This window comes from Paenibacillus sp. IHB B 3084 (genome assembly GCF_001447315.1).
GTDB lineage: Bacteria > Bacillota > Bacilli > Paenibacillales > Paenibacillaceae > Paenibacillus.
The window spans coordinates 5079113-5101322 of the sequence record NZ_CP013203.1; the positions used below are offsets into that span (position 1 = coordinate 5079113).

Sequence of the window (22210 nt, forward strand, 5' to 3'; positions counted from 1 at the left end):
ATAGGTTGATTTTACAGATCATTGCCATCGTACTCAGTTACTTGCTTGGCTCTGTCAGCTTCAGTCTGCTGTATGGGAAATTAAAAGGAATCGACATTCGCCAGCATGGAAGTGGTAATGCCGGCGCGACGAATACGCTGCGTGTGCTAGGAAAAGGCCCTGCCATTCTGGTACTGCTGCTGGACGTACTTAAAGGGATTGTTGCGGTGCTGATAGGGCATTGGCTTGGCGGAAATTCATCCTGGTTACCGGGTTTGTGTGGCATTGCGGCGATTGCAGGCCATAACTGGCCGGTATATTTCCACTTTCGCGGAGGAAAAGGTATTGCTACCGCTATTGGTGTATTGGTCTCAATTGCCTTAGTCCCCGCATTGTATGCCGGAATTATTGCGATTCTTGCAATCGTAATTACGCGCTATGTATCCCTTGGCTCGCTGATTTTTGTCATTTTGACACCTTGGATTTTACTGGTACTTGGTTATGCATGGCCGCTCTTCTGGACGGCTCTGGTCATTTGTGTGTTTGCTGTGTGGAGACACCGCACCAACATTGCCAAGCTGGTACGGGGGAAAGAAAACAAGCTTGGCTCCAAAGGAGGAGATCGTCTTGTCTGAGAAAATAGCTGTGCTGGTCGCGGGCAGTTGGGGAACAGCTCTGGCTTCCGTCCTTGCGGCCAATAACAACGATGTCTCTGTCTGGACGAGAAACGAACAGCAAGCTGCTGAAATCAATGAGAAGCATACAAATGAGCATTATTTACCTGGTTCTGTCCTGTCTGAACGGATTACGGCTACAACTGATATGGAAGCTGCGGTGTCTGGTTCCAAAGCGGTCATAATCGTAGCTCCTTCCGCTGCTGCGCGTCAGGTGGCGCGTAGTCTGAAAGCATTCTTTACCAAGGATATGCTGATTGTCCATGCCATAAAAGGCTTTGAAACGGAAACACTTAAGCGTATGTCCACGGTGATTTCAGAAGAGTTGGAGGTCGTGGAGGGTGATATTTCCGTATTGTCCGGTCCGAGCCATGCTGAAGAAGTGGTGCGGAAATGCCCCACGACGGTTGTAGTAGCCTCGTCTAATGAGAAGGCAGCACAGGCTGCACAGGAGCTGTTCATGAACTCCTATTTCCGCGTATATACGAACCGGGATTTGTTGGGTGTGGAGCTGTCCGGGGCGTTGAAGAACATTATTGCTTTGGGTGCGGGTATGTCGGACGGACTAGGCTTCGGAGATAATGCAAAAGCGGCTTTGCTGACCCGTGGGTTGGCAGAGATTACCCGTGCCGGAGTGGAAATGGGAGCCAATCCTTTGACCTTTGCCGGGCTTGCAGGCATCGGCGATTTGGTTGTTACCGCAACAAGCCGTCACAGTCGTAACTGGCGTGCAGGCTCACTGCTTGGGCAGGGGCGAAAGCTTGATGATGTGCTAGAGTCTATGGGCATGGTGGTAGAAGGCATTCGGACGACAAAGGCAGCCTATGCGATCTCGCAAAAGCTGGGCGTTCAGATGCCTATCACGGAAGTGCTGTACGGGGTACTGTTTGAAGGGCGTGATGTCCGTAAGGCCGTCGAGGCGCTCATGGGTCGCGACCCGAAAACCGAAATGGAAGTCATGCCCTTGCAAACATGGGAACAGTGGCATTCGTAAGGGCTTAGATGCACATATAAAACTTACAAAAGGCTGTCTCGAAAGTAGATTTTATCTACGATTGAGACAGCTTTTTTCAGTTAGGCATAAGGCATGTCTTTTGTAAGCTTAATCACCTTTGACCTCCATCATTCATACACTGAGTTGAGTAATGGCGGAGGAGGGGAGAATGTGAATAAAAACTTTCCGAAAGATGCGTTGAAGGCCATTAACAAAAAAGGTGGCAAAAACATATCTGAAAATGCGGTGAAGAAGCTGGCAGGTACCGTGAAGGCGGACACGCTTCAAAGTGAAGCGCAGTTGCGTCAGCTGATAAAGCAGGTATCTGCGATGGCCAATATTCCGGTGTCGGAAGATACAGTAAGGGATATTGTCGGTGCCGTCAAAAAGAGCGGAATGAATCCTTCCAATATGGAAGCGTTGATGAAAATGATGATGAAAAAATAAAATTCACACTCGTTTACCGGCTGGTTGTATTCTCCGTGAACCGGACAGGTTCACGGCTTTTTTTATTATTTCAGCAGATTCTCGGCTGTTCTCTTATGCATAAAATGTCGAACTGCCATACGTAACATGTTATAATGGTGCCCAATAGGAAACGGGATGATGGACTGAAAGGGAGGAAACAATGTGAAGGAGGCTATATCTTCGCTGCGATTGAACAAGCTACCTCACGAGCTGACAGCTGCGCTGAGCAGCTTGGCGGACGGCTGGGCGTCTATTGCTGTTCCGTGGATGCTGGGAGGAAGCTGTTCGCTGCTTGTGCAGGAGGTTGAGCTGGATCGACTGCCCCGAGATATTGATATTTACGCAGATATTCACGCAGCGAAGCAGCTCCATGCGAAACCACCGGGTGTAATGATCGACCGACAGCAGGTGGATCGTAGTGGTTCGTACGTTTCATTGCTGAGCCATTATGAACTGGAGGGATTTCCAGTTGAGCTTGTGGGCGGTTTCGAGGTGCTGTGTGATGGAGCTTTATATCGATTGGAGGTCGAACGGTTGCTGTGGTCGGCTGGAATCCGGCTTGATCTGGGGCACTCTTCACTGCGTCTGATGCCACTCAGTCATGAGTTGTTATTTAATCTATTACGAAATCGCTCCGACCGATATGAGGCGATAGCGGACGCCATGAAGCGTGATCCGCAGCGACATATAGCGGTGCTGAATCAACTGCTGATCAGCAACATTTGGACAGATGACCAACTGGGTAAGCTGCAAGAGCTTTTGCCTTGGCCCGAGCTGCATTCCAAAAGCTGAATAAGGCTAATTGGCAGATTTCGTGGTTGCTACAAGAATGGAGGACCGTTCATGGATGTGCATATTACGTTTAAGCCGTCAGGCAGGCGCGTACAGGTCGGTCAAGGCACGACATTGCTCCAGGCCGCACGTAAAGCGAACGTGTATATTCCAACCCGTTGTGATGGAAAAGCGGCCTGTCTCATGTGCAAGGTGCATATTTCACAGGAATGGGCTGTACACGCAGGCCAGCCAAGTGATGCAGAGCGTCGCAAGCTGGGACCTTTGCTGGATGAAGGCATCCGCTTGTCCTGTCAGGCTCGCGCCCAGAGTGATGTTGAGGTGACGATACCGGAGGATAGGCTCAAGGCGGCTGTTCGGCGACAGCTTGAGCGTCAGGCGCAGGAAGACGAACTATGGTGAAGCTTTCATCCTAAAGCCTAAACTCAAAAGAATAAGAAACAAAGGATGTTATCCGACGACTTTGATGCTTATACCCCTAAGTGAACGCTCAAAAAAGTGTTCTCAAAATGGGTATGAGTTGCTTAGAGAGTCAGAGAAACATCCTTTTTTTATTATAAATCTAGCGTCGAAGTCATGGGGAAACCCTGCTACGCATATATTAGGTGAGTGGACCCAAACGTAAAATATCGTTTTGCAGTAATCGCTGTGACGAACTCTATTTTTTTCAAAAACCTGAACATATTTTACGGAGGGGATACATATGATGGTATCAGTCCAAATGCATGTACGAGTTTACGCCGTTTCGCCGATTCCATCAGTCTCCTGAATCTCGGCGGCGGACGACTTCCGGGCATTTTAAAGGCTGTTCTGCCGCATCTGGGATCAAGCAGTTGGTTGAACACGAAGCGGATGCTCTTTAAGCATTTTTCCTTCGGAGACTTTTGAGGAGGGGATTTCATTGGAGAAAGTGGACATTTTTAAAGATATTGCCGAACGCACCGGAGGAGATATTTATCTAGGGGTCGTCGGCGCAGTCCGAACAGGTAAATCAACTTTTATCAAGCGGTTTATGGAGACAATTGTTCTGCCGAACATCACAAGTGAGGCGGACCGTGCCCGCGCCGTAGATGAGCTGCCACAAAGTGCGGCAGGGAAAACAATCATGACGACGGAGCCTAAATTCGTACCGAATAATGCTGTCCAGATCAAAGTAACGGAAGGACTGGATGTGAATGTCCGTCTGGTCGACTGTGTAGGATACGCAGTAGAGGGTGCGAAGGGGTACGAGGATGAAAATGGCCCACGGATGATCTCCACGCCATGGTTTGAAGAACCGATTCCGTTTCAGGAAGCGGCGGAGATTGGCACGCGCAAGGTCATTCAGGAGCATTCGACGCTCGGTGTTGTCGTTACGACAGACGGCACGATTGCGGAAATCCCGCGTAGCTCTTATGTAGAGTCGGAAGAGCGAGTCATTGAGGAGTTGAAAGAAGTAGGCAAGCCGTTTGTGCTGGTCATCAATTCCACGCATCCGCGCAGCGATGAAACACTTCAACTTCGCAGTGAGTTGGCGGCCAAGTATGATATTCCTGTCATGACGCTCAGTGCGGCTACGATGACAGAAGATGATGTTACAGGCGTGCTTCGTGAAGTATTATATGAATTCCCGGTGCATGAGGTGAATGTGAATTTGCCGAGCTGGGTTATGGTGCTGAATGAAGATCACTGGCTGCGCAGCAATTATGAGAATTCCGTCCGCGATACGGTAAAAGACATTCGACGCCTGCGTGATGTAGACCGGGTGGTCGGCCAGTTTATGGAGTATGAATTCATCGACAGGGCCGGTCTGAGCGGGATGAATATGGGTCAGGGTGTGGCGGAAATTGATCTGTTCGCACCGGATGAGCTGTACGATCAGATTTTGGTTGAGGTGGTCGGGGTAGAGATTCGCGGCAAGGATCATTTGCTGCAAATGATGCAGGATTTTGCCCATGCCAAACGGGAGTATGACCGCTTCGCCGAGGCGCTGGAAATGGTCAAGACAACGGGATATGGCATTGCTGCGCCGTCGTTGTCCGAGATGGCACTAGACGATCCGCAGTTGATTCGTCAGGGTACAAGGTTTGGTGTGCGGCTCAAGGCAACAGCACCTTCCATACACATGATCCGTGTCGATGTGGAATCGGAATTTGCTCCGATTATCGGAACAGAGAAGCAAAGTGAGGAGCTTATGCGCTATCTGATGCAGGATTTTGAGAATGATCCAATCAAAATTTGGGAGTCAGACATTTTCGGACGTTCTCTGCATTCCATTGTACGGGAAGGCATTCAGGGCAAAATCGCCATGATGCCGGACAATGCACGCTACAAGCTTCAGGAAACGTTGGGCCGCATTATTAACGAAGGCTCAGGCGGTCTGATTGCCATCATTCTTTAAGTGTAAGTAAATAAAAATCGTGTAAGAAACAATAACGCAGAGAGCTAACCGCTCTTTGCGTTATTTTGATATGTAATTGTCGTATTTTGTCATAAGAGATCGGAAAATATTTTATATTCATAAAACCTATTTACATACTTGGTTTAACGCGATATATTAAGTATCAAATTTGAATCATTTTGTTGAATGAACGAGGGGGAAACGAAACATGAATATCCAAAAAAACAAGAAGCTAGGACTAGGAGCTATGATGCTGCTGGTGCTGGTTTTGCTGGTCACTGCATGTGGCGCGCCGAAAACAGAGAGCGGTGCTCAAGGGACAAGCAGTACAGGCTCGAACACAACAGATGCCAAAACAGACAGCTTAAATTTAAAAGGCAAACGGGTTGCATTAATTATGGAGTTTAACACAGGCACGTTCTCTCAGCAGTATGTTCAGGGCGTGGAAGAGGAAGTTAAGAAATTTGGAGGCACACTGACCAAGTTTGTAGCAGACAACGACAAGGCAAAAATGGCCTCCTTGCTTGATAGCGCGATTAACCAGCAGTTTGATGTCATTTTGACAGATCATGGTGATGCGTTACTGGAAACAGGGTTGAAAAAAGCGGTTTCCCGCAATATCCCGGTTATCGTCTTCGATGCTGCGGTCAACGTTCCGGGGGCTGTCGTGCTTTCACAGGATGACCAAAGCATGGCTGAGCTGACGCTGGAGCAAATGAAAAAGGATATCGGCGGCAAAGGTAACATTGTAAAAGTGTGGGTTGCTGGGTTTGCACCGATGGAGCGTCGTCAGGTTGCTTACGATAAGTTCTTAAAAGCCAATCCGGATATTAAAGAAATTGCAACTTTTGGCTCAGCTCAGAATCCGGCTTTGGACACACAAGCCAAAATGGAAGCTGTGTTGAAACAATATCCTAAGGGTGAAATTACAGCGGTCTGGACTGCTTGGGATGAATTTGCTAAAGGGGCAGCACGCGCCATCCAGCAAGCTGGACGCACGGAAATTAAAGTCTACGGCATTGATATGAGTGACGAGGATCTGCAAATGATTCAGGACCCGAAAAATCCTTGGGTAGCTTCGGCGGCTGTAGATCCGACAGATATCGGACGTGTACAAGTTCGCTATGCATACCAGAAGCTGCACGGGGATAACCCGGAGGAGCAAGTGGTACTGAAGGCGGTATACGTGCAGCGTGAAGCATTGCCAGATAAGCAAATTTCCACATCCGAGCTGTCTCAATATGTAAAGGGATGGGGCCAAAGCGAGCAAGGCTACAAGGATTGGATGAAAGAATATGAAACGGCCAAATAAACTTTAAGATAAAGCACAAGGCGCGCTTCGGCGCGCTTTTATCATAAGCAGGCGTGAGGGAGGTACCATGAGTTCACAAGTGTATACACTGGAAATGAAGAAAATCAGCAAACAGTTTGCTGGTGTGGATGCGCTACGGTCCGTGGATTTTACGGTGCATGGCGGCGAAATTCACGCTCTGCTGGGCGCAAACGGAGCAGGTAAAAGTACACTGATGAAAATTTTATCCGGCGCGTATCGTTCCGATCAGGGGAGCATTGTTGCAGGAGGCAAGGAACTGAGCATTGGTTCGCCGTGGGAGGCGAAGAGAGCGGGAATTCACTGTGTCTATCAGGAAATTGATTCAGCGCTTGTGCCGCAACTGAGCGTTGCGGAGAACATTGTCCTGGATGATTTGTCTGCACCTGAAGGACGCTGGTGGGCTGCGCCGGGTTCCATGCGCAAACGTGCGCGCGAGGCGTTGAAACGGCTGGAGGCAGATATTGACGTAAGGCAATACGTATCTGAGTTGACGTTGGCAGAAAAGCAGCTTGTGCTTATTGCACGTATTTTGACTCAGCAAGCGAATACGATCATCTTCGATGAGCCTACAGCGCCACTCAGTGAAGAAGAAACGCGGCGTTTGTTCCGCACTATTCATACGCTCAAGGCAGAGGGCGTTGCATGTATTCTTATCACCCACCGATTGCCAGAGGTCATTGAACACAGCGACCGCGTTACGGTGATGCGTGATGGAGAGCGAGTGTTCACCGGTGCATCCTCCGATTTAAATGTAGGCGACATCGTTACCTATATGCTTGGTAAAACATTTGAGGAAGAATTTCCGAAAACAGATGCTCCTATCGGTGAAACGGTGCTGGAAGCCAAAGGGCTTCACAAGGGATTACGTGTTCACGGTGTCGATTTGGAGGTCAGACGCGGGGAAATCTTGTCTATCGTAGGTTTGGTCGGTGCGGGCAAAACGGAGCTGTCCCGGCTTCTTACAGGCGCGGATAAGCCCGATAAGGGGAAACTGGTCTTCAAAGGCCGTTCCATTCGTCTGAGAGAGCCTGCGGACGCGATAGTTCAGGGGATTGTGTCCATACCTGAGGAACGGCGCAAGCAAGGTGTATTCATCGAAGAGACGGTAGAACGAAACCTTAGTCTTCCGCTATTAGGCAAGTTGAGTGTACTTGGTTTTATCAGTCGTCGCAAAGAACGTACGAACGGTAGCGAAGTCGTTGCTTCCCTTGGCATTAAGACGCCATCTCTGCGTCAGAATGTTAAATATTTGAGTGGCGGGAATCAGCAAAAGGTTGCGATAGGTAAATGGTTGCATTCCGGGGCAGATGTGTTTGTTTTTGACGAGCCGACCAAGGGTGTGGATATCGGGGCGAAAAGTGATATTTTCCGTATCATTGGTGAATTGGCTGCTCAGGGAAAAGCGGTCATCTATTTAACCTGTGAATTTGCTGAGGGTATCGGCATTGGTGATCGAATTGCAGTGATGTATGACGGAAAAATAATAAAGGAATTTGCGCGGGGCGAAGTGGAGCAGGAAGAGCTTCTGTTGTATGCCAGCGGCGGTGAAGAGGTGCATTCATGAAGGAAAAATGGTTAAACGTCTCATTTCGTTATGGGGCTGTAGTCGTAATTATGGGTGTGTTGGCGTTTTTTTCAGCCACATTGCCCTATTTCTGGACGTACGACAATTTGATGGACATTCTTGGCTCTATTGCGATTGTGACTTTTGTCGCAATTGGTGTGACATTGTCTCTCATCGTGGACGGTTTTGATCTTTCCGTCGGTGCTACGGTATCTCTGACTACCATTGTTTCAGCTTCGCTGATGGTCTGGTATGAGCAGCCCGTTGCGGTGGTCATTATTGTATCTCTGGTTGTCGGTGCAGTCGTGGGACTACTGAACTCATTACTGATCGTAAAGCTTCGTATTCCCGATTTGCTGGCAACCCTTGCAATGATGTATATTGTAAGCGGGATTCATAAAACGTACGCTCAAGGCTACACCATTTATAATCATATGCAGTTTCCTGATGGCAGCAAGGCGCCAGGGGAAATATCTCCTGCTTTTCTTATTTTGGGACAAGGCAAATGGTTGGGGATCCCGATTTCGGTTATATTGCTTCTACTGGCGGTAGCGGCGGTGCATATTTTCTTAACTTACACAAAGCATGGGCGTCAAATGTATGTGACCGGAGGGAATGAGGAAGCTGCTCGTTTGTCGGGCGTACGGGTAAAAAAAGTTCGTACACTGGCCTACGTCGCTTCAGGCGTATTTGCAGCCATTGCCGGTATTTTGTATGCTTCGCGAGTAGGATCGGGCCAAATTGATGCGGGTTCTCCCTTGCTGATGGAGGCGGTGGCGGCAGTTTTTGTCGGCTTTTCGGTTTTGGAGCGGGGAAACCGAATGTCATCGGTACATTTATCGGTGCGGTTTTGATCGGGGTATTGGTGAACGGTCTGACTATGATGAATGTGCAGTATTTTGCTCATGATATCGTCAAAGGAATTGTGCTGGTGCTCGCGCTGGCCGTCACTTTTTATGTGCTAAACCGTCGCCGTACTTGAAATTGTCTGTGGACTGTATTACTATAAACCTTGTTCCACGCAAGAAGGGTGCCATAAAACGCCAGTTTCGGCGATATTGTCTCTATATTGCGGAGGTTAGGTATATTCTATGTATATTTAACGGCGAAACGGAAACAGATGATAACATTATGGAAGGCATATGCCGCCCGGGTTATTTATACAGGCGACTTCATATCGGTTCTACAACACCGATAACCTTAATGCTGGACTACACTTGAATTGGGAGGTGAATATTATGAATAAAACGGATTTGATCAATCAGGTTTCCGAAAGCACTGAATTGTCCAAAAAGACGTAACTAAAGCCGTTGACGCTGTATTCGAAGCGATCTCCGGAGCGCTGCAAAGTGGAGACAAGGTGCAACTGGTAGGTTTCGGGAACTTTGAGGTTCGTGAACGTTCCGCACGTAAAGGACGTAACCCGCAAACAGGAGAAGAAATCGAAATCCCTGCGAGCAAAATTCCGGCATTTAAACCGGGTAAAGCGCTCAAGGACGGAATTAAATAAGATTTCTTACATATTCCCATTGCGCTGAAAAGACCGTGAATTTGATTCACGGCCTTTTCTTTTTGTCCTGTTATTCCATAGCAGATGCAATGCGGGACGAAGCAGGGGAAGCGGTTCTGTCGTTCCGTGAAGCATAGGCGATCAGCACCAGCGGTTCACCCGCCAGCTCAGCAAATTCTTGCTCAAGCTGCTGAAGCCGCTCTACTTGGGCAGGACTCAGATTAGCGGGACGATAGTTTTTCATCAGATTCGCTCCTTTCGTTAGCGGATGGGGCTGCACGGATAGTATGGCTCGGGACGCGGTAATTGTTGCAGTTTGTGTCCGAAGCATGTAGTTGACAAAACAAGCTCGAATCTCCATCATAAAAGTATAGCTTTGGCTCTCAGGGGGGAAATGGATATGGAAGATAATGTGACGGGTAACAGTGATTACGTTGTGATTAAAGCAAAAAGCAACGGATGTCAGGTTTTTGGTCTGACAAGAGGCCAGGATACACGCCTGCATCATTCAGAAAAATTGGACAAGGGTGAGGTGTTGATCGTTCAATTTACAGATCATACCTCTGCTATTAAAATTCGCGGCAAGGCCGTTGTGATGACCAAACACGGAGTCGTGGATACGGAGGATTAAAATGCAGGCATAGCCTGCTTTTTTTTGTTGTACAATGAGAGTGAGGACCTTTACCGTAATAACCCATAACAGGGTAGGGGTCAGGGGGGCTCTGAATGAAACCTTGGATTGTGCTAAGCGGTTCAATTCTCATAACCACTGCCGCTGCTATACTGCTGCCATCCTTACAGGCGCTGGATTCTGGAACCGTTGCTGTTCGTGAGACACAGGCGACGGTATCGTCGCAGCAGCGGGTGCTGCTGACCGATGACAATCTGGTGGATACGCTGAATGAGCTTCCTTTGACGACACCGATTGCCAGCGTAAGCTGGGAACATTCAGTCCTGACTCTGGATGTAAAGCTGTCCAAGGAAGAAACCGCCCCGCTTGAAATCTATCAAAATATGGCAGAGATTACCACCTTTAGTTTTTATGGAACGACGAATGTAAGGCAATTACTGCTTCGGGTAGTGACGCAGGACGAATGGTCAGGAGAACGTCATCTGCTGCTGGCATCTGATATACGCCGGAACGAGTGGACGAGTGAAGCGCTGGATCAGTTGAGAAGCCGGGAAGGTGCGGACTTGCCGGAGGAACTGAAAGTCCGCTTCCGTATTACGGTAACTCCAATGTGGCAAAGCAGGTTTAACGGTGTATATACAGATTAGGTGTTTCTGTCATTGGACCTACACTACTTTAGTCGCGAATCATTTTAAATTGTGATATAATATAAGGCATTGCAATTATTTGAGTACACCAGAAAGTCATGGCTCGGAGGCTTAGGATGAAACCGTATCGCGTACCCCAATTAGCAAGGAAATATGTGGAATACGACATGATTCAACAACATACGGAAATGCCGGCTTTTCCTGACAGCCGTACCCGCCTGTTGTTTATGTTTTTGAACCGGAATGCGCAGGAGCTACATACAAGCGAGGATGAACTATACGCACTGGTCACCTCACTCGTGCAGATGGGGCTGGATACGCATGATATGATTGATACTGTATCCGGCATACGGAGTCCGGAGGAAATGCGTTCCAGACAGCTTAAAGTGTTGGCCGGGGACTATTTTAGCAGCCGTTTTTATCAGTTGCTCGCATTGGCAGGTCGCATTACAGCCATTTCGAAGCTGAGTGATGCGGTGTGTGAAGTGAATGCAGGTAAAATGAGCCTGTATTGGGAGATGAAGCATTTCCGTCTGAATGCGGCACAGTATTTAACTCATATGGTTCGTTTTAAAAAGGAGCTTTTTCTATCCTTTACTTCACTTGTGGCAGAACAGGATCGGGAAGTTTGGGAGCAGCTTCTCAACGAATTTGCCCTCTGTGATACGTTGGCAGAGGAATGGGACAAGCGTGCAGAACCGGACAAATCCCGTTTCGGATATATGTTCTGGCATGTTTACGGTAAAGGTGACCAGAACGAACGGGAGCTGCTCTCAGAGAATAGTCCAGACGCGGATGCATGGCGCAAGCTTGTTCTGAAGTACAAGGCCGAGGATGCGGTACTGGACAAGCTCCGCACGGCTATTACACACATCCGGCAGATCCTGTCAGATGATCAAAATACGGGGATTGAGGAATTCGAACGCATGCTGGAGCCTTTCCTGAAGCTGCTGAATAGTCCACACCCGGTTGTGAGGGAAGGTTAGGTGAACGTCATGGGATCAAGCGACACCAAGCCGAAAGAGCAATTCGTTCACGGCGTGTTTGAAAGCATCGCAGGTAAATACGACTTGATGAACGATATACTGAGCTTTCGCAGACATAAGGCTTGGCGTAAATTTACGATGAAAAAAATGAATATGCACCATGGGGATACGGCAATCGACCTATGCTGTGGTACATGTGACTGGACGCTCGCGATGGCGCGTGCAAGTGAAAGTGGTCACATCGTAGGGCTGGATTTTAGCCAGAACATGCTGAATGTAGGCGAACGCAAGATTGCATCGGAAGCCCGTGAAAAGCAAATCACGCTTGTTCAGGGTAACGCGATGGAACTCCCTTTTGAAGACAATTTTTTTGACTACGCAACGATTGGCTTTGGTCTGCGTAATGTGCCTGATCTGCGCCGCGTTTTAGAGGAAATGCAGCGTGTCGTCAAACCGGGCGGGCAGGTCGTATGTCTGGAATTGTCCAAGCCTACATGGCAGCCGTTCAAGGGGATTTACTATTCATACTTTAAACACATCTTGCCCATGCTCGGCAAATTGTTCGCCAAACGTTATGAGCAATACAAATGGCTCCCTGATTCGTTGGCGCTTTTTCCGGGAAGGGATGAGCTGGCTGGCATCTTCTGTGAAGTCGGACTAAAGGATGTACAGGCTCATTCTCTCACTGGAGGCATTGCGGCATTGCATATTGGAATCAAGGAGAGTCAGCATGTTTAAGAAAATTGCTATTTTTTTGGAAATGATTAAAATTGAACATACGTTATTTGCGCTCCCATTTGCATTTATGGGGGCTGTATTAGGGTCAGTTGTCGTGACAGGCACACTTCCTTCATGGTCACAGATCGGATGGATCTTGCTGGCTATGGTCGGCGCACGTAGCGCTGCTTTTGGCTTCAATCGCATGATTGACCGTGTAATTGACGGGAAAAATCCGCGTACGGCAGGGCGTGCCATTCCGGCGGGGCTGCTCAAGTCGAGCGAAGTTGTGATTTTCATCATCGTCAGTTTGGTACTGTTGTTCTGGGCATCGTTCAAGTTAAGTCCGCTGGCGTTCAAGCTGTTCCCGCTGGCCTTTTTTATGCTTGTTTTTTACTCTTATACCAAGCGTTTTACTTGGCTTTGTCATATCGTACTCGGTCTGACAATCGGATTGGCGCCGCTGGGCGCGTGGGTCGCAGTGACGGGACAAATCGATTTAATCGCTATCGTATTATATCTCACGATTGCATTTTGGACGGCTGGCTTTGACATTATATATGCTTGTCAGGATATTGATTTTGATCAGAACGAGGGCGTTTATTCCATTCCTGCCCGCTTTGGTGTGTCGGGTGCCCTTAATATGGCTCGGGCATTCCATGTCATTACGGCGATCGGATTTATTGTGCTGTTCTTTATTACAGATTTAAGCTGGTGGTATCTGGCGGGCATGATTTTTTCGTACATTATCTTATTCTATGAGCACTATATCGTATCTCCGAAGGACCTGAGTCGTTTGCAGACGGCGTTCTTTACGATGAACGGTGTACTAAGCATGGTCGTATTTGCTTTTACACTGATTGATTTGGTGGTGCGTCAATACTTATGAATCATAATCAGGTGAGCAACCATCAAGGCAAACGAATCGTTATTGGCATTACAGGCGCGAGCGGAAGCATTTATGGAGTACGGCTGGTAGAAACACTGCTGGATTTGCAGTACACAGTTCACCTGATTGTTTCCAACGCCGGCTGGCGGGTACTGAAAGAGGAATTAGGCTGGAACGTAACTGACCGGGAGGGGGCTCTGAATGACAAATTCGGGGGCCGTCCCGGTTCTCTTGTATACCATCCGTTCACGGATATTGGCGCTTCGATTGCGAGTGGCTCCTATCTGGTGGACGCGATGGTTATCATGCCCTGCTCGATGGGAACGTTGTCCGCAGTGGCGCACGGCTCGTCCGATAATCTCATGGCGCGAGCAGCAGACGTGATGATGAAGGAAGGCCGTCCGCTCATTCTGGTGCCTCGTGAGACGCCGCTACATGCCATTCATTTGGAAAATATGCTTAAGCTTGCAAGGCTCGGGGTCAAAATGATTCCGGCTATGCCGGCTTTTTACTTTCATCCTAAGACGCTGGATGATATCGTACTGTTCCTCGTAGGCAAAGTTTTGGACAGCTTGCGTATCGAACATCAACTGTTTACGAGATGGGGGGATTCCGATGCCGACACCAGACACCAAGACAATCACAATCGGAAAAATTAAATATACTAACGCTTGGCCCATTTTTCATTATTTTAATCCTTCACAGCTTTTCCATCCGGCGGAGCTGGTTTCTAGAGTCCCGGCTGAATTGAACCGAAGCATGCTGAAAGGAGATTTGGATATCAGCGCGATGTCCTCCTTTGCTTATGCATCCGGTGCCGAGGATATGCTGCTGTTGCCGGATCTGTCTGTCAGTGCGGACGGTCCTGTGCAATCCATTTTGCTGTTCTCACGCAAACCGCTGGATGAAATCAAAAACGGAACGATTGCGTTGACGAATACGTCTGCTACATCCGTGAATTTGTTAAAAATTTTAATGGAGAAGGCGTGGGAAGGCCAACCTTCCTATTTCGACTGCGAGCCGGATCTGGATTTGATGCTGGGGCAGGCGGATGCAGGGCTGCTGATTGGAGATCACGCGATCAAGGCATCCTGGCGGCGTGATGGCCTGTACGTTACCGATCTCGGAGAAGAGTGGAAACGCTGGACAGGGTACAGCATGACCTTTGCCGTATGGGCAGTGCGCCGTCCTTTTGCTACACAGAATCCTGATGCCGTGGCTGAAGTAGCAGATGCCTTTCGTGTAAGCAAGCAGCGCAGTCTGTCTGATCTGACGTCTGTTATTTCTGAAGCCTGCAAGGAAATTGGGGGCCTGCGGGATTATTGGGAGCGCTACTTTACTAATCTGTGTTATGATTTTGGAGAGAAGGAACAAAAGGGCTTAGAGCTTTATTTTCAGTACGCACATGAACTGGGGCTGCTTGACCGACGAGTGAAGCCGCTTCTCTGGAGTGACAATACGCTGACACGGGTGAAAGAATGAAACGATTGGAATTGTTCGGTTTATTAAAGAAGGATATGAACTTCATAGAAGAAGAGCTGTACCGCAGCATCGACAGCACGGAGCCGTTGATTAATGATACGTCGCTTCATTTGCTCAAGGCGGGAGGCAAGCGTTTGCGGCCGGTCTTTGTGCTGCTGGGAGGCAAGTTTGGGGAATACGATCTGGACAAGCTCAAATGCATAGCAGTACCGCTGGAACTTATTCATTCTGCTTCCCTCGTTCACGACGATGTGATTGACGATGCGGAGATGAGGCGTGGCCAGCCAACTGTGAAGTCCAAATGGGACAATCGGGTGGCCATGTACACCGGAGACTACATATATGCACGTGCGCTTTCGATAGCCGCAGGACTGCCGAATCCGGACATTCACCGGGTATTGTCCAAGGCGCTGGTGCAAATGTCCATCGGTGAAATGGAACAAATCCGCGATTTTTTTAATGTCGATCAGAGTGTACGTAATTACTTGCTTCGCATACGTCGCAAAACGGCATTGTTGATTGCGGTCAGCTGCCAATTGGGAGCTATGGCTGCGGGTGCGCGGGAAAGAGTGAATTCCCTGTTGTATACTTATGGCTACAATGTGGGTATGGCTTTTCAAATTCAGGACGATTTGCTCGATCTGTGTGGCACGGAAAAAAAGATTGGCAAACCGCCAGGCAGTGATATGAGACAGGGAAACATTACGCTTCCGGTCATTTATGCGCTTGGACAGCCTGAGCTGCGCGACGATCTATTGGCTGAAATCGGTCGTATTCAGGCCGGGGACGGGCAGGGAGATGCACGCAAAGCGGTGGATATAATTAAAAAAAGTGAAGGAATCGCTAAAGCGGAAATTCTCGCCGACCGATATATTAAAAAAGCGCTACACGCGCTGGACTTACTACCAGATGTCAAAACGAAAAAGACGCTGCGCGATATTGCTCATTTTGTGACCCGCCGCTCCTACTAAAGTTGTGTTTTGGGTTTGCTATGACAAAATACTTTAACCGTTTCCAAGCTTTCTGTTACAATACAGTTTAGTACTGTATAAATACATTAGATTGGATTGGGAGTGAGCCGATGGATCGTACGTTTTTGATGGTTAAACCGGATGGAGTACAACGTGGACTAATTGGACGTATTATTAGTCGTTTGGAGGACAAAGGCTTCAAAATGACGGCTGGCAAACTTGTGCAGGTATCTAAAGAACAGGCGGAACGGCATTATGCGGAGCATGTGGGCAAGCCTTTTTTTGAAGAGCTTGTAGGCTTTATCACTTCTGGTCCTGTATTCGCCATGGTTTGGGAAGGGGATAACATCGTTACCCTGTCTCGCCTGTTGATTGGTAAAACACAAGTGACAGAGGCTCTTCCGGGCACGATCCGGGGAGACTTTGCTGCACATACACCGTTTAACCTCATTCACGGTTCAGATTCACCGGAGAGCGCGGAGCGCGAGATTGCGAATTTTTTCACGCCGGAGGAATCGGTTCGGTACGAAAAAAGTGTGGCGACCTGGGTGTAAGTATAATCTCGTATGAAGAAGGATGGTAGCATGACGGATATGGAACTGGGTCAGACGGACCCCGATTACACAGCGTTTATCCGCAAAATCAAGGACAGCACAGGTATTGATCTTGCACAATACAAGGAAGCACAGATGAAAAGGCGGTTAACGACGCTTCGCAACAAAAACGGGTTTCCCAGTTTTGTTTCTTTTTATGATGCCATGATGAAAGAAAAGCCCCTGTTCTATGAATTTTTGGATCGGATGACGATCAATGTTTCAGAGTTTTGGCGTAATCCCAATCGGTGGGAAGTGCTGCGGGATACGATTTTGCCACAGCTGCTTGTAGGCAAGCAGAAGCTCAAGCTGTGGAGTGCGGCCTGCTCGACTGGTGAGGAGCCGTACAGCTTGGCTATGGTACTGGACGGCAAGGGAATTTTGGGGAATTGCTCCATTACGGCCTCTGACATTGATGACGGCGCACTGGCTAAAGCCAAGGAAGGCAGATATTTGGAGCGTTCGCTCAAGGATGTGCCTGAACAGGTAGCTAGTAAGTATTTCAAGCCGGATGGTGCGATGTATCGAATTGATGATCGTTTGAAGCAGGCTGTGAAATTTCAAAAGCAAAATTTGCTGCTGGATCGGTTTGAGGACGGCTACGATCTCATTATCTGCCGTAATGTCATGATTTATTTTACGGAAGAGGCCAAGCATAAGCTGTACCAGAAGTTTGCAGCCAGTCTTCGTCCCGGCGGCGTGCTGTTTGTCGGCAGTACAGAGCAAATTTTTTCTCCAAACCAATATGGTCTGGAATCGACGGAAACCTTTTTTTATCGTAAAAAAGCATAAGCCCGGACATACAGCCCATTGTTCGTAGCTCGTTGAGTTCTAACAATGGATACGTTGGCTATTGGCTTATCAGGAGCGCACGTCCTTTGGCTTTGACCAAAGGGCGTGTTTTTTTGTTTATCTGCACTCTCGTGGCTTTTCTTGTCAAAGAAAGGTGCGTATACTATAATGAAGCACAGTTAAAGGTTTTAGCGATGCACAGTTTAACAGTTTAAAGGGGGAACGCGTCATGAGTTTACGTTACTTAACCGCGGGGGAAACGCATGGTCCCCAGCTTACTGCGATTGTAGAGGGCATGCCGAGCAATTTAAAATTGGATTTTGAAGAATTGAATTTTCAGCTACACCGTCGTCAGAAGGGGTATGGACGGGGACGGCGTATGCAGATTGAAAAGGATACGGCCAACATTGCCGGAGGCGTTCGTCACGGGTATACCACAGGTGCGCCGATTGCCCTGATTGTGGAAAACAACGATTGGAAGCATTGGCAGAACATTATGAATATTGAGCCTATCGAAGGCAGTGACGAGGAAAAGCGCCGGGTTCACCGTCCGCGTCCGGGTCATGCAGATCTGAACGGCGGATTGAAATACAATCTGAAGGATCTGCGCAACGTGCTGGAACGTTCCAGTGCCCGTGAGACGGCAATTCGTGTTGCCTGCGGCGGTTTGGCCCGTCAATTGCTGGCAGAGTTCGGAATTAAGGTGGCTGGTCAGGTTATCCGCATTGGAGAAATCGAGGCACCTCACCGCGAATTGCCGATTGACGAGCTGATTGCCGTGACAGAAGCTTCTTCAGTGAGAGTAACCGATCCGGAAACCGAAAAGAAAATGGAAGCCTACATTGACCTTATCAAGCAAGAAGGCGATTCGGTTGGTGGTGTAGTGGAATGTATCGTGGAAGGTGTTCCAATCGGTCTGGGCAGTCATGTTCAGTATGATCGGAAGCTGGATGCACGCATTGCCCAAGGAGTCATGTCCATTAATGCGTTCAAAGGCGTGGAAATCGGTATCGGCTTTGAAGCTGGAGAGCTGCGCGGTTCGCAGGTGCATGATGAGATCCTGCATGATGACGAACGTGGATATCACCGCCGTACCAATCGTTTGGGCGGTTTCGAGGGTGGGATGACCAACGGAATGCCTGTCGTGGTTCGTGGCGTGATGAAGCCGATCCCGACGCTGTATAAGCCGCTGCAAAGCGTGGATATTGATACGAAGGAAGCGTTCACCGCTCAGGTTGAGCGTTCGGATGCGTGTGCTGTACCAGCGGCAAGCGTAGTCATGGAGCATGTCGTAGCCTGGGAGATTGCGAAGGCTTTGCTTGAAAAATTCGGCGGGGATTCCATTGAAGAGATCCGTGCGAACATTGCATCCTACGAAGAACAACTGGGACGGTACTAAAATGAGTACGCTGACGGTACAACTTGGGGAACGTTCCTATCCCATTCATATCGAACGTGGACTGTTACATCGGGCAGGAGCGTTGTTGAGCGAACGAGGAATTGCGCAAAAAAGTCCATTGTTGATTGTCTCTGATGAAAATGTAGCAGCTTTTTATTTGGCGACACTGGAGAGCAACCTTCAGGCAGCAGGGTACAAGACGGTTTCCATCGTCGTCAAGCCGGGTGAAAAGTCCAAATCGCTTGCTGTGTATGAGCAGGTGATTACAGCAGCTATCGAGGGCGGTTTGGATCGCAATTCAGCCGTTATCGCACTTGGCGGTGGCGTAGTGGGTGATCTGGCCGGATTTGTGGCGGCTTCTTTTATGAGAGGCGTCAAGTTCGTACAGATTCCAACTACAATCCTTGCGCATGACAGCAGCGTGGGCGGCAAGGTCGGCATCAATCATCCTTTGGCTAAAAATATGATTGGAGCTTTCCATCAGCCGGAATTGGTATTGTATGACGTGGATACGTTGTCTACATTACCTCCGCGCGAGGTATCCGCCGGGCTGGCTGAAATGATCAAACATGGATTGATCTGGGATGCTGATTTTGCTCACTGGTGCCGCGATTATGCGGCTGACTTGCTGGCTTTGGATGCGGCAGCTCTGGAGTACGGTCTGGAAAAGGGATGCTCCGTGAAAGCCGAAGTGGTGTCGCGCGATGAACGTGAAAACGATTTACGTGCTATTCTAAACCTCGGTCACACTATTGGTCATGCAATAGAGGCGATTGCGGGGTATGGTGAGTTTTTACACGGGGAAGCGATTTCTATTGGTATGGTCGGTTCTGCACTTCTGGGTGTGAAGCTGGGGGCAGATCCTTCATTGGTAACAGAAACAAGGGATATGCTGGCTTCGCTTCGTCTACCGACCTCTCTTCCCGCTCATCTCGAAACGGATCGTCTGCTGGATGCTATGATGCATGACAAAAAGTTTAAGGAAGGCAGTATTACTTTTGTCGTCCCACGCAGCATCGGGCGCGTGGAGGTAGTGAAGGATATTTCCGTCTCTTACATCCGACAAGTAATTGAACAGCTAAAAGAGGAGGCGTAACGATGTACAATCGTGGAATTCGTGGGGCGACGACCGTAGCGAACAATGAAGAAAACGAAATTTTGGAAGCCACATGTCTTCTGTTGGAGGAAATTGTGTCCTACAATGAAGTGCAGCCGGAGGATATTAGCAACGTATGGATTACGGTGACCCACGATCTGAATGCTACTTTCCCGGCGAAGGCGATCCGCCAGCTAGACGGTTGGGATATGGTTCCGCTTATGTGTTCGTTGGAAATTCCCGTAGAGGGCAGCTTGCCAAAATGCATCCGTTTGATGGTACAGGTGAATACCGTTAAAACACAGCGGGAAATCAAACATGTTTATTTGAACGGAGCGCAGGCGCTAAGACCGGATTTGGCTTCCCAAGGGAAGTAATCGCCTGTTTTTAAAGTTGATGGTTGCCAAAGTAACATCGTATGAGATATAGTGTGTGTAGCAGAGTTGAGTAGAGTTAGCCAGAGCCAGAGTTGAGATGAGAAGAGTGCAGTTGAGCCAATTCCATATGAAGATTACAGAGACCAGCGGTAGCGGGTAAGCCTTTGTCCACGGAGAATGTTTCTGGGGGAAGTGCTTATTTGAAGTAACCCAGGTTATACAAAGGGATGAGTGTATACTTTGTATATTTGCTGTAGTCATTTTGTATATGGTAGCATTCTTATAATTTCAATAACTGACAGCCTCTACCTTCCGGGTGGAGGCTTTTTTATGTTCTCTCCTTTGGGTTCTGCGCCAATTTGGAAAGGAAGTGATCTCATGTTAACGCCGCATGTGGAGCAAGTGATAACGATGGCGAATGAATTTAACCTGATTCCTGTGTACAAAAAAGTGCTGGCCGATATGGAGACGCCAATTCGGATTTTCCGTCGGTATGCTGAGCGGGACCGGGCCTTTCTGCTGGAGAGTGTAGAGGGAGGCGAGCAATGGGCGCGACATTCATTCATCGGGACCGACCCGTTCCTGATGGTTTCCGGCAAAAAAGGCCGTTTAATCCTGGAACAGCATGGTAAGCGACAAATATTAAACGACAAGCCGCTTGAAGCGCTCAAGGCGTTGCTTCGCAAGTACCGTAGCCCGAAGCTGAAAGAGATGCCTCCATTTACAGGCGGGGCCATCGGATTTTTTGGATATGATTTGCTGCAATACTATGAAAAACTGCCAGAGCATTCAGTAGATGATTTGAATATGGATGATATTCGTTTTATGTTCTGTGATCAAGTTATCGTCTTTGACCACGTGAAACAGCAAATTTTGCTGGTCGGCAATGTTCATGTAGGCGAAGGCTACAGTGATGAGGACATCCGCGCTGCTTATGCCGAGGTGGAACGCAAGCTGGAAGCAACGGCGCAGTACCTGCGTAAGCAGACACCGCCAGAGACATTGGGAGCAGCCTCGATTCCTGATGATGTGGAGCTGGGTGAGATTCAATCGAATGTGACGAAGGAGCAGTTTATTTCAAACGTGGAGCAGGCAAAGGAATATATCCGTTCAGGCGATATTTTTCAAGTCGTGCTATCCCAGCGCTTTCACATTGATACAGATGCCTCTCCTTTACAGGTATACCGCGTGCTGCGCACGATGAACCCGTCTCCGTATATGTATTATTTGAAAATGGATGACGAGATCATCGTGGGCACTTCGCCGGAGGCGCTCGTCAAGGTGGAAAACGGTCGGGTGGAAACCCGTCCTATTGCCGGAACGAGGCCGCGTGGCGTGACGGAAACAGAAGATATAGCGCTCGCCGAAGAGCTGCTGAAGGATGAAAAAGAACGTGCCGAGCATCTGATGCTGGTCGATTTGGGAAGAAATGATCTGGGACGTGTATCTCAGTTCGGTACGGTCAAATGCGATACGTTTATGGAAATTGAACGCTATTCCCACGTGATGCACATTGTATCCAATGTATCGGGTAAGCTGCGCGAAGATAAAGATTTTTTCGATGCGTTCCTGTCCTGCCTGCCAGCGGGCACGGTATCGGGGGCTCCGAAGCTGCGGGCGATGGAGATTATTGCCGAGCTGGAGCGGGAAGCGCGCGGTCCGTATGCAGGAGCCATCGGATATTTGGGCTTCTCGGGCAATATGGATACTTGCATTACGATTCGTACGATTGTGTTTAAAAAGAACCGGGCCTATGTTCAGGCGGGTGCAGGGATTGTGTGGGACTCGGTTCCGGAAAGCGAGTATCAGGAGACGGTGAACAAGGCCAAGGCGATGCTGAAAGCGATCCGCACGGCTGAAGCGATGTTCCCGGCGACGGTACAGCCCTACAACAGCGTCATCAACCAGGATTATTTGTACACTCCGTAACATACAA

24 protein-coding genes and 2 pseudogenes are annotated in these 22210 nt (G+C 48.7%); 25 read left to right on the plus strand and 1 reads right to left on the minus strand.

Going from position 1 to position 22210, the window contains the following annotated elements:
• The first annotated feature begins 5 nt into the window (after nucleotides 1–5).
• From plsY to ASL14_RS23840, 11 genes and pseudogenes are all read left to right on the plus strand, one after another.
• A complete protein-coding gene (plsY, locus tag ASL14_RS23790) occupies nucleotides 6–614 on the plus strand; it encodes a glycerol-3-phosphate 1-O-acyltransferase PlsY (protein WP_134913838.1) in 609 nt (202 codons plus the stop codon).
• The gene (locus tag ASL14_RS23795; protein ID WP_134913840.1) at nucleotides 607–1647 is read left to right on the plus strand and encodes an NAD(P)H-dependent glycerol-3-phosphate dehydrogenase; all 1041 of its coding nucleotides are present in this window, start codon (nucleotides 607–609) and stop codon (nucleotides 1645–1647) included. The genes plsY and ASL14_RS23795 overlap by 8 nt, the downstream gene beginning before the upstream one ends.
• A gap of 171 nt (nucleotides 1648–1818) precedes the next feature.
• Nucleotides 1819–2094, plus strand: coding sequence for a stage VI sporulation protein F (locus ASL14_RS23800; RefSeq protein WP_013310741.1), 276 nt, complete (start codon nucleotides 1819–1821; stop codon nucleotides 2092–2094).
• A 183-nt stretch (nucleotides 2095–2277) separates the two neighbouring features.
• Nucleotides 2278–2907, plus strand: coding sequence for a hypothetical protein (locus ASL14_RS23805; protein WP_134913841.1), 630 nt, complete (start codon nucleotides 2278–2280; stop codon nucleotides 2905–2907).
• A 51-nt stretch (nucleotides 2908–2958) separates the two neighbouring features.
• Nucleotides 2959–3309, plus strand: a complete 351-nt coding sequence (locus ASL14_RS23810) for a 2Fe-2S iron-sulfur cluster-binding protein (protein WP_134913843.1) — start codon at nucleotides 2959–2961, stop codon at nucleotides 3307–3309.
• A 207-nt stretch (nucleotides 3310–3516) separates the two neighbouring features.
• Entirely contained in the window at nucleotides 3517–3795 is a 279-nt protein-coding gene (locus ASL14_RS23815; protein ID WP_025682251.1) for a hypothetical protein, read from the plus strand.
• 13 nt (nucleotides 3796–3808) lie between these two features.
• The gene (gene spoIVA, locus ASL14_RS23820) at nucleotides 3809–5287 is read left to right on the plus strand and encodes a stage IV sporulation protein A (protein WP_044646785.1); all 1479 of its coding nucleotides are present in this window, start codon (nucleotides 3809–3811) and stop codon (nucleotides 5285–5287) included.
• Nucleotides 5288–5495: 208 nt separating this feature from the next.
• Nucleotides 5496–6599 carry a sugar ABC transporter substrate-binding protein gene (locus ASL14_RS23825; RefSeq protein ID WP_134913845.1) on the plus strand — a complete coding sequence of 368 codons (1104 nt, stop codon included), beginning with the start codon at nucleotides 5496–5498 and terminating at the stop codon, nucleotides 6597–6599.
• 67 nt (nucleotides 6600–6666) lie between these two features.
• Nucleotides 6667–8184 (plus strand): sugar ABC transporter ATP-binding protein, encoded by a 1518-nt coding sequence (locus ASL14_RS23830; protein ID WP_134913847.1) that lies wholly within the window; start codon nucleotides 6667–6669, stop codon nucleotides 8182–8184.
• A pseudogene (locus ASL14_RS23835) lies at nucleotides 8181–9166 on the plus strand (ABC transporter permease). Before ASL14_RS23830 ends, ASL14_RS23835 begins: the two are co-directional and overlap by 4 nt.
• A 256-nt stretch (nucleotides 9167–9422) precedes the next feature.
• Nucleotides 9423–9694 (plus strand): annotated as a pseudogene (locus ASL14_RS23840) (HU family DNA-binding protein).
• 70 nt (nucleotides 9695–9764) lie between these two features.
• On the opposite strand, the gene ASL14_RS27150 reads toward ASL14_RS23840, so the two are convergent.
• Nucleotides 9765–9938 carry a hypothetical protein gene (locus ASL14_RS27150; protein ID WP_189338202.1) on the minus strand — a complete coding sequence of 58 codons (174 nt, stop codon included), beginning with the start codon at nucleotides 9936–9938 and terminating at the stop codon, nucleotides 9765–9767.
• Nucleotides 9939–10094: 156 nt separating this feature from the next.
• Here ASL14_RS27150 and mtrB point away from each other — a divergent pair, with 156 nt between their 5' ends.
• From mtrB to trpE, 14 genes are all read left to right on the plus strand, one after another.
• A complete protein-coding gene (mtrB, locus tag ASL14_RS23845; RefSeq protein ID WP_134913849.1) occupies nucleotides 10095–10325 on the plus strand; it encodes a trp RNA-binding attenuation protein MtrB in 231 nt (76 codons plus the stop codon).
• A gap of 95 nt (nucleotides 10326–10420) precedes the next feature.
• Nucleotides 10421–10972 carry a hypothetical protein gene (locus ASL14_RS23850; RefSeq protein ID WP_134913850.1) on the plus strand — a complete coding sequence of 184 codons (552 nt, stop codon included), beginning with the start codon at nucleotides 10421–10423 and terminating at the stop codon, nucleotides 10970–10972.
• Nucleotides 10973–11088: 116 nt separating this feature from the next.
• Nucleotides 11089–11958, plus strand: a complete 870-nt coding sequence (locus ASL14_RS23855; RefSeq protein WP_134913853.1) for a heptaprenyl diphosphate synthase component 1 — start codon at nucleotides 11089–11091, stop codon at nucleotides 11956–11958.
• A 9-nt stretch (nucleotides 11959–11967) separates the two neighbouring features.
• Nucleotides 11968–12696 carry a demethylmenaquinone methyltransferase gene (locus tag ASL14_RS23860; protein ID WP_134913855.1) on the plus strand — a complete coding sequence of 243 codons (729 nt, stop codon included), beginning with the start codon at nucleotides 11968–11970 and terminating at the stop codon, nucleotides 12694–12696.
• Nucleotides 12689–13564, plus strand: a complete 876-nt coding sequence (locus ASL14_RS23865) for a UbiA-like polyprenyltransferase (RefSeq protein ID WP_134913857.1) — start codon at nucleotides 12689–12691, stop codon at nucleotides 13562–13564. Before ASL14_RS23860 ends, ASL14_RS23865 begins: the two co-directional genes overlap by 8 nt.
• Nucleotides 13561–14223, plus strand: a complete 663-nt coding sequence (locus ASL14_RS23870) for a UbiX family flavin prenyltransferase (protein WP_134913859.1) — start codon at nucleotides 13561–13563, stop codon at nucleotides 14221–14223. The genes ASL14_RS23865 and ASL14_RS23870 overlap by 4 nt, the downstream gene beginning before the upstream one ends.
• Nucleotides 14180–15046, plus strand: coding sequence for a menaquinone biosynthetic enzyme MqnA/MqnD family protein (locus tag ASL14_RS23875; protein WP_134913861.1), 867 nt, complete (start codon nucleotides 14180–14182; stop codon nucleotides 15044–15046). The genes ASL14_RS23870 and ASL14_RS23875 overlap by 44 nt, the downstream gene beginning before the upstream one ends.
• Nucleotides 15043–16017: a polyprenyl synthetase family protein gene (locus ASL14_RS23880; RefSeq protein WP_134913863.1), complete on the plus strand. Its 975-nt coding sequence runs from the start codon at nucleotides 15043–15045 to the stop codon at nucleotides 16015–16017. The genes ASL14_RS23875 and ASL14_RS23880 overlap by 4 nt, the downstream gene beginning before the upstream one ends.
• Nucleotides 16018–16127: 110 nt before the next feature.
• Nucleotides 16128–16571, plus strand: coding sequence for a nucleoside-diphosphate kinase (gene ndk, locus ASL14_RS23885; protein ID WP_134913865.1), 444 nt, complete (start codon nucleotides 16128–16130; stop codon nucleotides 16569–16571).
• Between the two features lie 30 nt (nucleotides 16572–16601).
• Nucleotides 16602–17402 carry a CheR family methyltransferase gene (locus ASL14_RS23890; RefSeq protein WP_134913867.1) on the plus strand — a complete coding sequence of 267 codons (801 nt, stop codon included), beginning with the start codon at nucleotides 16602–16604 and terminating at the stop codon, nucleotides 17400–17402.
• 229 nt (nucleotides 17403–17631) lie between these two features.
• The gene (gene aroC, locus ASL14_RS23895; RefSeq protein ID WP_134913869.1) at nucleotides 17632–18801 is read left to right on the plus strand and encodes a chorismate synthase; all 1170 of its coding nucleotides are present in this window, start codon (nucleotides 17632–17634) and stop codon (nucleotides 18799–18801) included.
• 1 nt (nucleotide 18802) lies between these two features.
• A complete protein-coding gene (aroB, locus tag ASL14_RS23900; RefSeq protein ID WP_134913871.1) occupies nucleotides 18803–19897 on the plus strand; it encodes a 3-dehydroquinate synthase in 1095 nt (364 codons plus the stop codon).
• Between the two features lie 2 nt (nucleotides 19898–19899).
• On the plus strand, nucleotides 19900–20274 hold the full coding sequence (gene aroH, locus ASL14_RS23905) for a chorismate mutase (protein WP_134913873.1): 375 nt from the start codon (nucleotides 19900–19902) through the stop codon (nucleotides 20272–20274).
• A 378-nt stretch (nucleotides 20275–20652) separates the two neighbouring features.
• The gene (gene trpE, locus ASL14_RS23910; protein WP_134913875.1) at nucleotides 20653–22203 is read left to right on the plus strand and encodes an anthranilate synthase component I; all 1551 of its coding nucleotides are present in this window, start codon (nucleotides 20653–20655) and stop codon (nucleotides 22201–22203) included.
• Nucleotides 22204–22210 lie beyond the last annotated feature (7 nt).